This window comes from Luteococcus struthionis (assembly GCF_048595755.1).
GTDB lineage: Bacteria > Actinomycetota > Actinomycetes > Propionibacteriales > Propionibacteriaceae > Luteococcus.
This window is the reverse complement of record NZ_CP184360.1, coordinates 93,453-108,591: the sequence shown is the minus strand read 5'-3', so window position 1 is coordinate 108,591 and position 15,139 is coordinate 93,453. Positions and strand designations below refer to the sequence as shown.

Here is a 15,139-nt window from a genome sequence, read left to right as displayed (position 1 = left end):
AGGATGAGGGGCGTGGCAGACGAACAGACTCGCAATGTGGTGATCTTGGGCAGCACCGGTTCGATCGGTACCCAGGCGCTGGAGGTCATCTCGACCCGCCGGGACCAGTTCAGGGTGGTCGGCCTGGCTGCGGGAGGTTCCGACGTTGCGCTCTTCGCCGCGCAGATCCTCGAATTCCAGCCCCAGGTGGTGGCCCTGTCACGGGCCACCGCGGGCCAGGACCTGCAGCTTGCCCTCTACGCGGAGGCCAAGAAGCGCGGCTGGAATGAGGGGCAGGTGGTGTTGCCGCGGATCCTGCTGGGCCCCGACGCCGCCACCGAGCTGGCTGCCCACCCCTGCGACGTGGTGCTCAACGGCATCACCGGTGCCGCCGGGCTTCGTCCCACCCTGGCGACGCTGCAGGCCGGCACCACCTTGGCGCTGGCCAACAAGGAGTCGCTGGTGATCGGGGGGCGCCTGGTCACCGAGGCCGCGGCCCCCGGGCAGATCGTGGCCGTCGACAGCGAGCACTCCGCCTTCGCCCAGTGCCTGCGCTCCGGGCGCGCCGACGAGGTGCGTCGTCTGATCCTCACGTGCTCCGGCGGGCCCTTCCGGGGCCGCAAGCGCGAGGAGCTCACCCAGGTCACCCCCGAGCAGGCGCTGGCCCACCCCAGCTGGAACATGGGCCGAGTGGTCACCATCAACTCCTCGACCCTCATGAACAAGGGCCTGGAACTGCTGGAGGCAGCACTGCTCTACGACGTCGACCTGGACGACATCACCGTGGTGGTGCACCCCGGTTCCATCGTGCATTCGATGGTGGAATTCCACGACGGCGCCACCATCGCCCAGGCCAGCCCGCCAGACATGAAGCTGCCGATCGCGCTGGGCCTGGCCTGGCCGAGGCGCGTCGAGGGTGCCTCCGCGCCCAATGACTGGTCGAGCCCGGTCAGCTGGCACTTCGAACCCGTGGACAGCCAGGCCTTCCCGGCCATCGAGCTGGCCCGTCGGTGCGGGAAGCTGGGCGGATCCGCCCCGGCGGTCTTCAACGCTGCCAACGAGGTGTGCGTCGATGCCTTCTGCGACGGTCGGATCGGCTTCCTCGACATCGTCGACACGGTCACCGCGGTGGTCGACGAACACGTCGCGCTGGCCGGCCAGGATGGCGGTCACCTCAGCGATGAGCAGATGAGCGTCGAGGCGGTGCTGGCCGTCGATGACTGGGCGCGTCGTCGCGCTGCGGAGGTTTCCGGGGCATGACCCTGCTGGTCACCGTCGTGGCCGCGGTGGGCTTCTTCGCCCTCATCATGGCCTCGATCGCCCTGCACGAGATCGGCCACCTGCTGCCCGCCAAGCTCTTCGGAGTGAAGGTGACGCAGTACTTCGTCGGATTCGGCCGCACCCTGTGGCGGACCCGACGTGGTGACACCGACTACGGGATCAAGGCCATCCCCCTGGGCGGCTATGTGCGGATGGTGGGCATGTACCCACCGGCCAGCGCGCCGCAGGGCGCCCCGGCCTCCCAGAGCACCCCGGGCGCGCTGCAGCGGCTGGCCGACGAGGCCCGGGCCTATGAATACGAGACGATCACGCCGGCCGACGACGGACGGCTCTTCCACCAGAAGCCGGTCTGGCAGAAGGTCATCGTGATGGCCGGTGGCCCGCTGATGAACCTGCTGTTGGCCTTCGCGATCTTCGCGGCCATCAACGGACTGCACGGCCAGTACCGGGCGCAATTGGTGGTGGCCCAGGTCAGTGAGTGCGTGGTGCCCGCGGCCCGCGAGAGCCGAGCCTGCACCGACGCGGACCCGCTCTCGCCGGCGCAGGCCGCGGGCGTGCGCGCCGGTGACCGCATCGTCAGCTTCAACGGCGTCGACCTGCACAGCTGGGAGCAGCTGTCCGAACTGATCCGCGCCAACGGTTCCTCCTCGGCCCGTCTGGTGGTGGAGCGCGACGGTCGGCGGGTCCCGCTGCCAGCGGTGGACACCATCGTCACGGGCGTTCGGGATCAGCTGGACCCGGCACGCACGGTCGAGGCCGGATTCCTGGGCGTGACCCCCACCACCGAGCGGGTGCGGGGCGGCCTGGGGGTGACGGCCCAGGACATGTGGTTGCAGACCAAGCAGTCGGTGACGGCGCTGTCCCGCTTCCCGGTGAAGGTCTGGAATGTGGCCACAGACCTGGTCACCGGCCAGCAGCGCGACCAGAACGGGCCCATCTCCATCATCGGCGCCAGCCGGGTGGCCGGTGAGATCGCCGGCACGCCCGAGCTGACCCGGGCCGACAAGATCGCCTCCTGGTTCGCGATGCTCGGCTCGGTCAACCTGTTCGTCTGCCTGTTGAACTGCGTCCCCCTGCCCCCGCTGGACGGGGGCCACATCGTCGGGGCCCTGTACGAAGGATTTCGGCGGGGGCTGGCCCGGCTCCTGGGGCGTCCCGATCCGGGGCACGTCGACACGGCACGAATGCTCCCGATCGCCTATGGCGTGGGGGCCTTCCTGGCACTGGCGGGTGCGGTGCTGATCATCGCCGACCTGTTCAGCCCGGTGAAGGTCTTCTGATCCCAGGCGCTACCGCGGCTGCGGAGAGTTCACCGGCGAATGACATCTGGGTGAATTGTGCCGAAGGGCAGCTGAGGGAGCACTCAGCATCCCTTCAGGTGGGTAGCGTGTCGCATGGCATTCGCCATCCCTCACGTCACTCATGGAGTCCGCATGTCCCACAACACCAGCACGCCCTGGCGGCGCAGCCTGGCGAGCGCAGCCCTGGGCCTTGGGCTGCTCGCACAGGGCCTGAACGTCCTGCCTGCGCAGGCCGCCTCCGACCACCTGGTCGTCAACGAGGTCTACGGCGGAGGTGGCAATTCCGGCGCCACCCTCACCCATGACTTCGTCGAGCTCTTCAACGGCACCGGTGAGGCCATCGACCTGACCGGCTGGAAGCTGAACTACTACTCGGCGGCCGGAAACCTGGGCAACTCGTGCACGCTCAGCGGCACCGTGGCCGCCGGTGGCCACTTCCTCGTCCAACAGGCCAAGGGCTCCGGGGGCACCGAGGCACTGCCCACCCCGGATGCCACCTGCACCGCCGCGATGGCGGGCGCCAACGGCAGCGTCGAGCTGGTCGATGCCAGCGGTGCCGTGGTCGACCTGGTGGGCTATGGCACCGCCACCAAGGTGGAGACTGCCGGCGCCCCTGCCGCGTCCAACACCACCTCGGTGAGCCGCACCAACGGCGCCGACAGCGACGACAACAGCGCCGACTTCACCGCGGGCAGCCCCACCCCGCAGAACCAGGGCAGTGAGCCCGGCCCGGCTCCCACGCCCACCCCGGACCCTTCCGAGACCCCTACCCCCGAACCCACCGGGACGCCTGATCCGACGCCGGCCCCCGGCGTGACCATCGCCCAGATCCAGGGCACCGGTGACAGCACGCCCATGGCGGGGCAGAGCGTCACCACCACCGGTGTCGTCACCGCCAGCTACCCCACGGGCGGCTTCAACGGCTTCTACCTGCAGACGCCCGGCACCGGCGGCACCGCCAAGGCCGCTGGCGAGGCCTCGGACGGCATCTTCGTCTACACCGGCAGCGCACCGACCGCGAAGCCGGGGGAGTGCTACACCGTCACCGGCATCCCCGCCGAGTACAACGGGCTGACCCAGCTCACCAAGCCGCAGCTCAGCCCCGCCGCCGACTGCGATCCGGTGCAGCCGACCGAGCTGACCACGCTGCCGGTCACCGATGCCGACAAGGAGGCCTACGAGGGCATGCTGGTGCTGCCCAAAGGCACCTACACGATCACCAACAACTACAACCTGAACAACTACGGCCAGGTGGGGCTGGCACAGGGCGAGCAGCCGCTGTGGACCCCCACCGACCGCGTGGCGCCCGGCGAGGCAGCCGCCTACGAGGCAGAGCAGGCCAAGAAGTACATCACCCTGGACGACGGTTCCAGCTGGGACTACATGCGCAATGCCACGGCCAAGCAGAGCCCCTTGCCGTACCTGAGCCAGGACGAGCCGATGCGCACTGGTTCGCAGGTGGACTTCACCCAGCCGGTGATCCTGGACTACCGCTTCCAGTGGAACTACCAGCCGATCGACCAGATCGTCGGTGCCACCGACGAGAACGACCCGGTCAAGACCGAGAACGACCGCCCCACCGCGGCCCCGGCTGTTGGTGGCGACCTGAAGCTCGGCTCCATGAACGTGCTCAACTACTTCACCGACCTGGGGCAGGACGAGGAAGGCTGCCGCGACTACGCGGACATGAACGGCACCCCCGTCGGCTCCAATGGGTGCACCGTGCGCGGGGCCTACACCCCGGAAGCCTTCGCCGACCAGCAGGCCAAGATCGTCGCCGCGCTGGAGATGCTCGATGCCGACGTGGTTGCCCTGATGGAGGTGGAGAACTCCGCGCGCTTCAACCACGACCGGGACGCCTCCCTGAAGGCCCTGGTGGATGCCCTCAACGCCAAGGTGGGGGCTGGCACCTACGCCTACGCGCCCAGCCCGACGATCCTGCCGGCCAGCGAGGACGTGATCCGCACCGGCTTCATCTACAAGCCCGCCAAGGTCTCCCCGGTCAACGACTCGGTGATCCTGGACAGCCCGGACTTCGCCAATGCCCGCCAGCCGCTGGGCCAGAAGTTCGAGTCGGTGGCCACCGGCCAGCAGTTCGTCGCCGTCGCCAACCACTTCAAGAGCAAGGGATCGGGCGAGGACGACGGCACCGGCCAGGGCCTGTCCAATCCCTCGCGTGAGGAGCAGGCGCGTGACCTGGCCGCCTGGACCGAGCAGATGTGGCCCGGCGAGCCGGTCTTCCTGATGGGCGACTTCAACGCCTACTCCGAGGAGACCCCCATCCAGATCCTGGAGCAGGCAGGTTTCACCAACCTGGTGCGCGAGTTCAGCCCCGAATCGACCAGCTACCAGTTCGGCGGCCGGCTGGGCTCGCTCGACCATGCCCTGGCCAATGAGGCTGCCCGGGCCCTGGTGAGTGGCGCCGACGACCTCAACATCAATGGCGACGAGTCCGTGGCGATGCAGTACTCGCGTCGCAACTACAACGTGGTCGACTTCTTCCAACCCACGGCCTATGCCTCCAGCGACCACGACCCCGTGCTGGTGGGCATCAAGGACGCGCGCAAGCAGGTCACCCCGGTGATCAGCGCCGAGGGCGACAAGAAGAGCTTCCAGATCAGCGTCGAGCCCACCGAGCCCGGTGACCAGCTGCAGCTGGTCGGCGACTGGGGCGGACGCCAGCAGAGCGTCACCGTGCCCGCAGAGCAGGGCTACTCCTCGGGCAAGCTGAACAAGTGGAGCAGCGTGGAGGCCGTGGTGCTGCGTGACGGCGCCGCGCTGGAGGAGACCCGCATCACGCTGACCGCTCCCCAGAAGGGCAACGGAAAGGCCGTGGTCAGCACCCGCTGACGCTCGGCAAGCCCAGACCGACCAGGAGCCCCTCCCTCGCGGAGGGGCTCCTGCCGTTTGGATGAAGGTTGGGCGGGGCCGCAGCTGGGCGATGCCGCGTCCCTCGTCGTCTCTGCGACATCGTCCGATGTTCCGTCGTCCACTACTCTGGGGGCATGACCGTCGCACTTGGCATGCCTTCGCTTCCCGCACCCGTCCTGGCCCCTCGTCGCAAGACCCGCCAGATCAATGTCGGCAAGGTCGGCGTCGGCAGCGAACATCCCATCTCGGTGCAGTCGATGACCACCACCAAGACCACCGACATCAACGGCACGCTGCAGCAGATCGCCCAGCTGACCGCGGCCGGCTGCGACATCGTGCGCGTGGCCTGCCCCAGCCAGGACGATGCCGAAGCCCTGCCGATCATCGCCAAGAAGAGTGCGATCCCGGTCATCGCTGACATCCACTTCCAGCCGAAGTACGTCTTCGCCGCCATCGACGCCGGCTGTGCTGCCGTGCGCGTCAACCCGGGCAACATCAAGAAGTTCGACGACAAGGTGGCCGAGATCGCCAAGGCCGCCACCGATGCGGGCGTCAGCCTGCGCATCGGTGTGAACGCCGGTTCGCTGGATCCCCGCCTGATGAAGAAGTACGGCTCGGCCACCCCCGAGGCCCTGGTCGAGTCGGCCCTGTGGGAGGCGAGCCTCTTCGAGGAGGTCGGCTTCAAGGACTACAAGATCTCGGTCAAGCACAACGACCCCATCGTGATGGTCCAGACCTACCGCCTGCTGGCCTCGCAGACCGACGTTCCGCTGCACCTGGGCGTGACCGAGGCCGGGCCCGCCTTCCAGGGCACCATCAAGTCGAGTGCCGCCTTCGCCATCCTGCTGGCCGAGGGCATCGGTGACACCATCCGCGTCTCGCTCTCGGCCGATCCGGTCGAGGAGGTCAAGGTGGGCACCAAGTTGCTGGAGGCCATGAACCTGCGCCCCCGCAAGCTCGACGTGGTGAGCTGCCCCGGATGCGGCCGTGCCCAGGTGGACATCTGGGGGCTGGCCGACAAGGTGAGCGAGGGCCTGGAGGGGCTCGAGGCTCCGCTGCGAGTTGCGGTCATGGGCTGTGTCGTCAACGGTCCGGGGGAGGCCCGTGAGGCCGACCTGGGCGTTGCGGCAGGCAATGGCAAGGGCCAGATCTTCGTCAAGGGTGAGGTCATCAAGACCGTGCCCGAGGCCGAGATCGTCCAGACCCTGATCGAGGAGGCGAACCGCATTGCTGCGGAATCTGCGGAAGTGGGCCAGCCCGAGGTCCAGGTCAGCTGAGGTGGCGCGCCGCTCAGACTCGGGCGGCGAGGGGTCCCTACGCATCCTGAGCAATGACGACCTCGACGAGGTGATGGCCCTGCTCATGGGCAGTCCGCTCGAGAACGTCTTCGTCGCCTCGCGGGTGCGCAATGCCGGGCTCGATCCCTACCTGCTGGGGTGCACCGTGCTGGGCTTCGAGCGTGACAGGCGCTTGGTCAGCCTGTGCCACGCCGGTTCCAACCTGGTGCCGGTGAACGCAGACGACGAGGCGCTGGACGCCTACATCCGCTACCTGGGGCCGCGTCGTCGCGCCGCCTCCATCATGGGCGTGGCCGAACCCACCCTGAAGCTGTGGGAGGGGCTGAGCCAGCGCTGGGGCGGGGACTGGTCCTCGGTGCGCGACCTGCGCCCCGAACAGCCGTTGATGTCGATGAACGTCGATGGGGAACTGCCGGGGGACGACCGGGTGCGTCGCATCACGATGGAGGACTTCGACGCCTACTTCGAGGCCGCCGTGAAGATGTACACCGAGGAGGTGGGCGTCAGCCCGCTGGAGTCCAGCGGCAGCTACCGCAACCACGTGCGCCGCACCATCAACCAGGGGAGGGCCTTCGGCATCGTCGAGGACGGCCGCGTGATCTTCAAGTCCGACGTGGGGTGTGCGGCCGGGATGTTCTGCCAGGTGCAGGGCGTGTGGCTGGAGCCCTCGCTGCGCGGCCAGGGACTCTCCGTGCCGGCGATGGTCTCGGTGGTCAGGCTGTGCCGGGAGAAGTGGCCAGTGGTCAGCCTGTACGTCAACGACTACAACACCGCCGCGGTGAAGCTCTACGAACGGGTGGGTTTCAGCCGGGTGGGCACCTTTGCCACCGTGCTCTACTGACGACGCTCTGCTGACGGCGCTCTGCTGACCGTCACCCGGCGGGCCCGGGCAGCAGGAGAGCACTTGCGCAGTCTCGGGGGTCACTGCACAAGTGCTCTGCCAGCAGGATGCCCCAGCGCTGTGAGGAATTCAACTGCACAAGGAAAACGTGCCGATCCGTGAACTGTGGCGCCGATGGTCGTGTGATTGCGCGGCGGTGCGGGGGATAGGCTGACGCCTGCACCGCGACGCCAGGCTGAAGGGCAGCCGAGGGCGTTCCCCATCGGTGGTCGCGAAGGCCGGCGGTGCAGAAGGATGACTTCGATGATCTCTCGCATGAGTTCGCTGTTCGTTCGCACCCTGCGCGACGACCCCGCCGATGCCGAGGTGCCCAGCCACCGTTGGCTGGTGCGCGCCGGCTACATCCGCCGCGTCGCTCCCGGCATCTACTCCTGGCTGCCGCTGGGGCTGAAGGTCCTGCACAAGGTGGAGACCATCGTCCGTGAGGAGATGGAGGCCATCGGTGCGCAGGAGGTGCACTTCCCGGCGCTGCTGCCACGCGAACCCTACGAGGACACCAACCGCTGGACCGAGTACGGCGACAACCTGTTCCGGCTCAAGGACCGCAAGGGTGCCGACCTGCTGCTCGGCCCCACCCATGAGGAGATGTTCACCCTCATGGTCAAGGACCTCTACAGCTCCTACAAGGACCTTCCGCTGGCGCTGTACCAGATCCAGAACAAGTACCGCGACGAGGCCCGGCCGCGCGCCGGCATCCTGCGCGGCCGCGAGTTCGTGATGAAGGACTCCTACTCCTTCGACATCGACGACGCCGGCCTGGAGGCCAGCTACCAGAAGCACCGCGAGGCCTACATCAAGATCTTCGACCGCCTCGGTTTCGACTACGTGATCGTGCAGGCCATGGCCGGCGCGATGGGTGGCTCGAAGTCGGAGGAGTTCCTGGCCGTCGCCCCCAATGGTGAGGACACCTTCGTGCGCTCGCCCGGTGGCTATGCCGCCAACGTCGAGGCCGTGCGGATCAGCGCCCCGGAGCCCGTCGACTACGCCGAGGCGCCCGCCGCGCACGTCGAGGCGACCCCGGATTCGGAGACCATCGAGACGCTGGTCGCCCTGCTGAACAAGGACTTCCCCCGCGACGACCGCGAGTGGACCGGCGCCGACACCCTGAAGAATGTCGTCTTCAAGCTGCGCTACCCCGACGGCACCGAGGAGGCGCTGGCCATCGGTCTGCCCGGTGATCGCGCCGTCGACGAGAAGCGCCTGGAGGCCGCCGTCGAGCCGGCCGAGGTGCTGGACTTCACCGACGCCGACTTCGAGAAGTACCCGAACCTCAAGAAGGGCTACATCGGCCCCGAGGCGCTGGGTGAGGAGAATGCCAGCAAGGTGCGCTACCTGTGCGACCCGCGCGTCGTGGCGGGCACCCGTTGGGTGACCGGCGCCAACGAGCCCGGCCACCACGTCATCGACCTGGTCTGCGGCCGCGACTTCACCCCCGACGGCGTGATCGACGTCGCCGAGGTGCGCGAGGGCGACCCGGCCCCCGACGGTTCGGGCCCGCTGACCCTGGCCCGCGGCATCGAGATGGGCCACATCTTCCAGCTGGGCCGCAAGTATGCGGATTCGCTGGGGCTGAAGGTGCTCGACCACAACGGCAAGCTCGTCACTGTCACCATGGGCTCCTACGGCGTGGGAGTCTCGCGTGCCGTGGCCGCCGTCGCCGAGGGCACCTGCGACGAGAAGGGCCTGTGCTGGCCCCGTTCGCTGGCGCCCTTCGACGTCGAGATCGTCGCCACCGGCAAGGGCGAGGAGATCTTCGCCGCCGCCGAGAAGCTCGCCTCCGAACTCGACGAGGCGGGCGTGGCAGTGCTGTTGGACGACCGCAAGGCCAGCCCCGGTGTGAAGTTCGCCGACACCGAGATCCTGGGCATGCCGACCGCCGTCGTGATCGGCCGTGACCTGGCCAACGGCCAGGTGGAGATCCGCGACCGCAAGAGCGGCGAGAAGCGCTCGGTGGCCGTCGAGGATGCCCTGGCCGAGGTGCTGAAGGAGATCCACGGCCACTGAGTCACACGGTCCCCAGCCACTGCCCCCGATGCCGTCTGGCGTCGGGGGCAGTGCCATGTCCACCGGCGGTTTCGTGCGCCACGTACTCCCGGCGCACGAAACCGACCCCTGGCGCCCGAAGTTTCCAGCGCCAGGCGCACGTTTCCGGCGCCATCGTGTCCTGGCGCACGAAACCGGACAAGGCACTTCGTGAGGCCGCCCCACGCGTCGGGGTGAAGCTTTTCGCGTGACCAGCCCTAGGGTGGTGGCGTGCTCGTCGCCCCCCACGTCATGCTCGGCCTGGTGCTCGCGGCCTTCGTCGCGGGCTGGATCGACGCCGTCGTGGGCGGGGGAGGGCTGGTCCAGCTGCCGGCCCTGCTGATCGGGCTGCCCGACGACACCCCGGTGGCCACCATCGCCGGAACCAACAAGCTCCCCGCGGCATCCGGCACCCTGATGGCCACCCTCACCTACCTGCGCAGCGTCCGCGTCGACTGGGGGAGTGCGCTGCCGCTGATGGCCACCGCGTGGCTGGGGTCCACCGTCGGGGCCAACCTGGCCCAGCACGTCCCCCGGCGTTGGTTCACCCCGATCGTGCTGGTCGTCATCCTCGTCGTCGGTGCCTACACCCTGCGACGTCCGCAGCTGGGCCTGCAGCAGCACCTGCGCCATCAGGGCCCCGCGCACTGGTGGCGGCTGCTGGGCCTCGGCGCCGGGGTCGGGCTCTACGACGGCATCCTCGGCCCGGGGACCGGGACCTTCTTCGTGATCGGCCTGGTGGCGGTGTTGGGCTACGGCTTCCTGGAGGCCTCGGCCCTGACCAAGCTCGCCAACCTGACCACCAATGTCGCCGCCATCACCGTCTTCACCCTGTCCGGGCACATCCTGTGGCCCGTGGCGCTGTGCATGGCGGTGGCCAACCTCACCGGAGGCCTGCTCGGGGCTCGGATGGCGGTGCGGCACGGCAATGGGTTCGTGCGCAGGGTCTTCCTGCTGGTCGTCGGGGTGCTGGCCCTGAAACTGGCCTGGGACACCGTCGTGCTGTTCGTGCCCTGATCAGACCCAGCCGGGCCAACGGGTCAGCGGCGCGCCCATCGCCAGCGCAACCCGGGCCTGAGCCAGCATCGCGTCCAGGCCCTGCTCCCGCTGTGTCCCCGTCGAGGCAGCGGCCACGCGCGCCCAGCCGGCGGTGACCCCGTCCTCCAGGGCCGCCCAGGTCTTGCGGGCCTCGGCCACCGACGAGAAACCACCGGGCATCACGTAGCCCAGCTCGGCGGGCGGGACCTCCCGCTTGTCGGCCCACAACTGCGCCGCGACGCGGTCCCGCGCCGCCCACACCTCGGCGAGGTGTTTGCGCATGGGCTCGACGACCTTGTCGGTGCTGGGCACCTGTCCCAGGCCGATCTCCAGCCCTTCCGCCAAGGCCCGCAGCCGGCTGAGCAGCACGTCGAGTGCCTCGGTGCGGCTGCCCACCTCCACGCGGGCCGGGGTGGTCCGGCCCACGGCGATGGGCCGCCCGGGCACGGTGTTCAGCCCCGCGAAGGTGCTCAACGAGGCATACAGCAGGGCCATCGGGCCATCGGTCGCGGTCTGGGCCGCGGCGCGGTGGTGTTGCTGCGCGGTCTTCTCCAGTGCTCCGATCCGGCCGGCCAGCGCCGCCCAGTCGGCACCCGGGGCGCCTGACGGGGTGGGGGATTCCTCGGGCTGGGCGCTGGCCCCGGCCTGCAGCGGGTCGGGACGCTCCAGTACCCGCAGGTGGGTGGTGTGCGCGGCCAGCAGTTGCCTCAGGGCGGTGGTCTGGGCCGGGGTGCGCTTGCCTGTCCCGGCAACGGCAGTACTCAGCAGGCCAACGAGGGCCCGCTCGTCGGCGCGGGCCTGCACCAGCGCGGTATCCGGGGTGGCGGCGGCGACGGGTTCGGCGGCGCGACCGCCCCGGATCGTCGGGGAGGGGACACACCCGCACATCATCCCGACGCTCAGCGTCGAGGCGCCCAGCAGGAGTGCTCGGCGGGTGGGTGCGGGGCTGCGCATGGGCCGATCCTAGACGGTTCGGGGGGTGGCAGGCGTGAGCCCACCATTTGTGCGAAAGTGCGCAAAGTGTAAAAATGCACATAGTGCAATTACTCTCGTTGTGAGGTGTTCATGTCTCGTCTGCTCTATCGGTGGGGGCGCTGGGCCGCCACGCACACGCTCCCGGTGCTGGCTGGTTGGCTCATCCTGGTGGTCGGTGTCGGTACTCTTCTGGTGACCCAACCCAAGGTCGTCTCCACCAGCCTCACCCTGAAGGGCACCCCCGCACAGCAGGTGCTGGACGACCTGACCCGGGAGTTGCCCGGCGCCGACGGAACCCAGGGCACGCTGGCGATCACCGCGGAGGATGGCGGACGGGTCGACACCCCCGAGCGCGCCCGCGCCTTGGCCGAGGCCCATGACGCCGCCCGGGCCACCGGATACCTGGTCGACCGGGACAAGGCCATGGCGGCGCAGCAGAAGGAACTCTCCGCCCAGGTTCGGGGCGTGGTGGAGGAACGCTTCGCCGCTGAACTGCGACCCACCATCACGGCCGTCGCGGGCGAACTGACCACCTCCCAGCAGAAGCTCGCGGCGAGGTCCGCACAACTACCACCCGAGCAGCGGGCCCAGCTGGGCAAGATCCAACCGCGGGTCGGTGCGCTCGCCGGCCGTGCCCAGCACCTGGCGGACGCCCCCGCCGCCACCCTGATCGCCGACTCCGGGAAACTCCTCACCGACATCGAACGGCTGCAAGCGGACCTGCGACGGCTGGGCATGGACGGCGTGGCGGCATTGCCGATGGGAACGACGAAGGTCAAGGACCCCAAGGGCGAGTTCGAGCGCGCCGTGGCCAGCGCGACGAAACAGGCACAGGCCGACCTGACGAGGCTCACCGCCGGCTCCACGCCGGGCGCCTCGGCGCTGCGGGCGGCCGATGGGCGGACGCTGCCCGGCGTCCTGCTGGCGCACGACGGGACGGCGGCAGTGCTCTCGCTGCAATTCAGCAGACAACTGTCCGAGCTGCCCGCGGGGGCCCTGGAGGAGGTGTTGGCGGCCGTCGAGCGGCCGTTGGCAGCCGCCGGGATGACGGCGGCGCCCAGCGCGTCGCTGCAGCCCCTCAGCCCTCCGCTGGGAGTCCACGAGGCGGTCGGTCTCGGCGTGGCCCTGGTGGTCCTGGTGCTCACCCTGGGGTCGCTCAGCCTGGCCGGGTTGCCGCTCGTGACGGCGCTGATCGGAGTGCTGATTGGTGTGGGTGGTGCCTTCGCCATGTCGGCGCACTTCGAGATGACCACCGCCACCCCCGCCATCGGCCTGATGCTCGGCCTGGCGGTGGGAATCGACTACGCGCTCTTCCTCGTCCACAAGCAGCGCTCCCTGGTCCGGCATGCCGGGGTCGACGAGGTCGAGGGCGTCGGGCGCGCGGTGGCCACCGCCGGGGGCGCGATCCTGTTCGCCGGCGCCACCGTCGTGGTGGCCCTCCTCGGCCTGCTCAGCCTGGGGATCGGCTTCGTCAGCTCGATGGCGCTGGTGGCCGCGCTGACGGTCTTCATCGCCGTCGCGCTGGCCCTGACCGCCGTCCCGGCCCTGCTCGGGCTCCTGGTCGGGTCGCGACGAGTTCCGCGCAGCGCGGCCGTCGACGCCCGGCAGTCGCTTCCCGGACATCGGTTCGGGCGGCTGGCGCGGGGCTGGATCCGCCTGCTCACGGTGCGCCCGCTGGTGACCATCCTGGTGATCACCCTGGGCCTGGGGGCATTGGCGCTCCCGGTCCGGGATCTGCACCTGGGGATGCCGTCTGGGGCGGTGGCCGTCCCGGGTTCCGACTCGCGGCGAAACTACGATGTCATCACACAAACGCTGGGGGAGGGGGCCAATGCGCCGCTGGTCGTGACCCTGCGGCCGCAGGATGCCGCCCGGGTGGACCAGAAACGCCTCCTGTCCTGGCAGGCTGACCTCGCCGGACGCCCGAGTGTGGCCGATGCCCGGCTGATGGGTGCCACCCGGGGCCACACCCTGCTCGTCTTTGCCGTCACCCCCACCGACGGGCCTGATGCATCGTCGACCAGTGCGCTGGTGCACCAGCTGCGGCGGGACAGCCCCGAGGGGATCGCCAGCACCGGCGTCACCGGGCTGACGGCGCTGAACCTGGACCTGTCCGACGTGCTGCGCGCCGCCATTCCCACCTACTTGGCCATCGTCCTCGGCCTGTCGCTGCTGATCCTCGTGCTCGTCTTCCGCTCCCTGGTCGTGCCCGCAGCCGCCACCCTGGGTTTCCTGCTGTCCATCGGGGCTGCGCTGGGGCTCACCGTGCTGGTCTTCGGCACCGGATCGCTGGGGTGGCTGGTGGGTGCGGACCGCGCCGGCCCCATCCTGAGCTTCCTGCCCATCATGGCAACGGGCATCCTCTATGGGCTGGCGATGGACTACCAGGTCTTCCTGGGCACCGCCATCAGGGAGGAACACGTCCGGGGCGCTGCCGCCCGGCAAGCGGTCCTGGACGGCTTCCACCATGCCAGCCGGGTCGTCCTGGCGGCGGCCGTGATCATGGTGTCCGTCTTCGCCGGCTTCGTGCTGACCGACGACACCACGATTCGACAGTTCGGTTTCGCCCTCGCCGTGGGCATCCTGCTGGACGCCTTCCTGGTGCGGATGGCCCTGATGCCGGCGGTGCTGTACCTCGCGGGCGAACGCGCCTGGTGGCTGCCGGGCTGGCTGCAGCGCCTGCTGCCGCAAGTGGACATCGAGGGGGCCGGGCTGATGGAGCAACTGGACGCCCCGCCCACCGCGCGGGGGAACTCGAACCGCCCGGGCGACCTGTGACAGGCTGGCAGGCGTGGTGGAAGGACTTCGGGCAGCCAAGCGGGCTGCCACGCAACGGGAACTGGCACGAGTCGCCTTCGCGGCGGTGGCGCAGCAGGGGCTGACGGCCGTCACGATCCACGAGATCGCGGCCCGGGCCGGTGTCTCGCGCCGGACCTTCTTCAACTACTTCGGTTGCAAGGAAGAAGCCGTCGCCGCGTGGCTCGGCGTGCAGGTGGACGTCGCCCTGACGCAGTGGGAACCCGCGGGCGACGGCTCGGCCCTGGACCTGGTCCGTCACCTGATGGCACACAACCTGGACGCCGGGATCGTCGAAAGCCTGCTGCGCCTGAGCCGGATGGCGCAACGGGATGAGGCCTTGGGGCCATATGTGCGCGACGCGCAATGGGCCATGTGGCAACGCGTCGCCGAGCGCGCCGTCGCCGTCGCCGCGGACCGCGACGAGGAATGGGCCGTGTCCGTCCAGCTCGCCGTCGGGGCGCTGTTCGCCGTCGTCTCCGGGTGGCTGGCCGCCCCCGCGCCACCCGAGCGGGAGCCTGACCCGGTGGCACTGCGTGAGCGTCTTGATCGGGTGATCGGCATGCTGGCCCGAGGATTGGAGACCCCGAGCGCCGCAGTTGGGTAGGCTTGTCCGGATCCCGCAGCCCCCCGGCTCCGGGTGGACAATTGATCACACAACTGGATCACAACTGAAA

At 69.5% G+C, this 15,139-nt stretch carries 10 protein-coding genes; 9 read left to right on the top strand and 1 reads right to left on the bottom strand.

Translation table 11 applies throughout. The features are described from left to right. The first annotated feature begins 12 nt into the window (after positions 1-12). The 7 genes from dxr to ACOAMO_RS00460 all read left to right on the top strand — a co-directional run bounded on the left by dxr (position 13) and on the right by ACOAMO_RS00460 (position 10,670). Positions 13-1,239, top strand: coding sequence for a 1-deoxy-D-xylulose-5-phosphate reductoisomerase (dxr, locus tag ACOAMO_RS00490; RefSeq protein WP_420175642.1), 1,227 nt, complete (start codon positions 13-15; stop codon positions 1,237-1,239). After that, positions 1,236-2,540, top strand: a complete 1,305-nt coding sequence (locus tag ACOAMO_RS00485) for a M50 family metallopeptidase (protein WP_420175641.1) — start codon at positions 1,236-1,238, stop codon at positions 2,538-2,540. The genes dxr and ACOAMO_RS00485 overlap by 4 nt, the downstream gene beginning before the upstream one ends. 153 nt (positions 2,541-2,693) lie before the next feature. Continuing rightward, positions 2,694-5,411: an ExeM/NucH family extracellular endonuclease gene (locus ACOAMO_RS00480; RefSeq protein ID WP_420175640.1), complete on the top strand. Its 2,718-nt coding sequence runs from the start codon at positions 2,694-2,696 to the stop codon at positions 5,409-5,411. Positions 5,412-5,566: 155 nt separating this feature from the next. After that, positions 5,567-6,709, top strand: a complete 1,143-nt coding sequence (ispG, locus tag ACOAMO_RS00475) for a flavodoxin-dependent (E)-4-hydroxy-3-methylbut-2-enyl-diphosphate synthase (RefSeq protein WP_420175639.1) — start codon at positions 5,567-5,569, stop codon at positions 6,707-6,709. A gap of 1 nt (position 6,710) precedes the next feature. Then, complete coding sequence (locus tag ACOAMO_RS00470) at positions 6,711-7,571, top strand: GNAT family N-acetyltransferase (protein WP_420175638.1); 861 nt, start codon at positions 6,711-6,713, stop codon at positions 7,569-7,571. Positions 7,572-7,886: 315 nt separating this feature from the next. Beyond that, complete coding sequence (locus tag ACOAMO_RS00465; protein WP_420176937.1) at positions 7,887-9,635, top strand: proline--tRNA ligase; 1,749 nt, start codon at positions 7,887-7,889, stop codon at positions 9,633-9,635. 249 nt (positions 9,636-9,884) lie between these two features. Beyond that, the gene (locus ACOAMO_RS00460) at positions 9,885-10,670 is read left to right on the top strand and encodes a sulfite exporter TauE/SafE family protein (RefSeq protein WP_420175637.1); all 786 of its coding nucleotides are present in this window, start codon (positions 9,885-9,887) and stop codon (positions 10,668-10,670) included. On the opposite strand, the gene ACOAMO_RS00455 is transcribed toward ACOAMO_RS00460, so the two are convergent. Beyond that, complete coding sequence (locus ACOAMO_RS00455; protein WP_420175636.1) at positions 10,671-11,645, bottom strand: DUF4439 domain-containing protein; 975 nt, start codon at positions 11,643-11,645, stop codon at positions 10,671-10,673. A gap of 111 nt (positions 11,646-11,756) precedes the next feature. Here ACOAMO_RS00455 and ACOAMO_RS00450 point away from each other — a divergent pair, with 111 nt between their 5' ends. Both ACOAMO_RS00450 and ACOAMO_RS00445 read left to right on the top strand, forming a co-directional pair. After that, entirely contained in the window at positions 11,757-14,444 is a 2,688-nt protein-coding gene (locus ACOAMO_RS00450) for an MMPL family transporter (protein WP_420175635.1), read from the top strand. A 13-nt stretch (positions 14,445-14,457) separates the two neighbouring features. Beyond that, positions 14,458-15,069, top strand: a complete 612-nt coding sequence (locus tag ACOAMO_RS00445) for a TetR/AcrR family transcriptional regulator (RefSeq protein ID WP_420175634.1) — start codon at positions 14,458-14,460, stop codon at positions 15,067-15,069. The last annotated feature ends 70 nt before the right edge of the window (positions 15,070-15,139 follow it).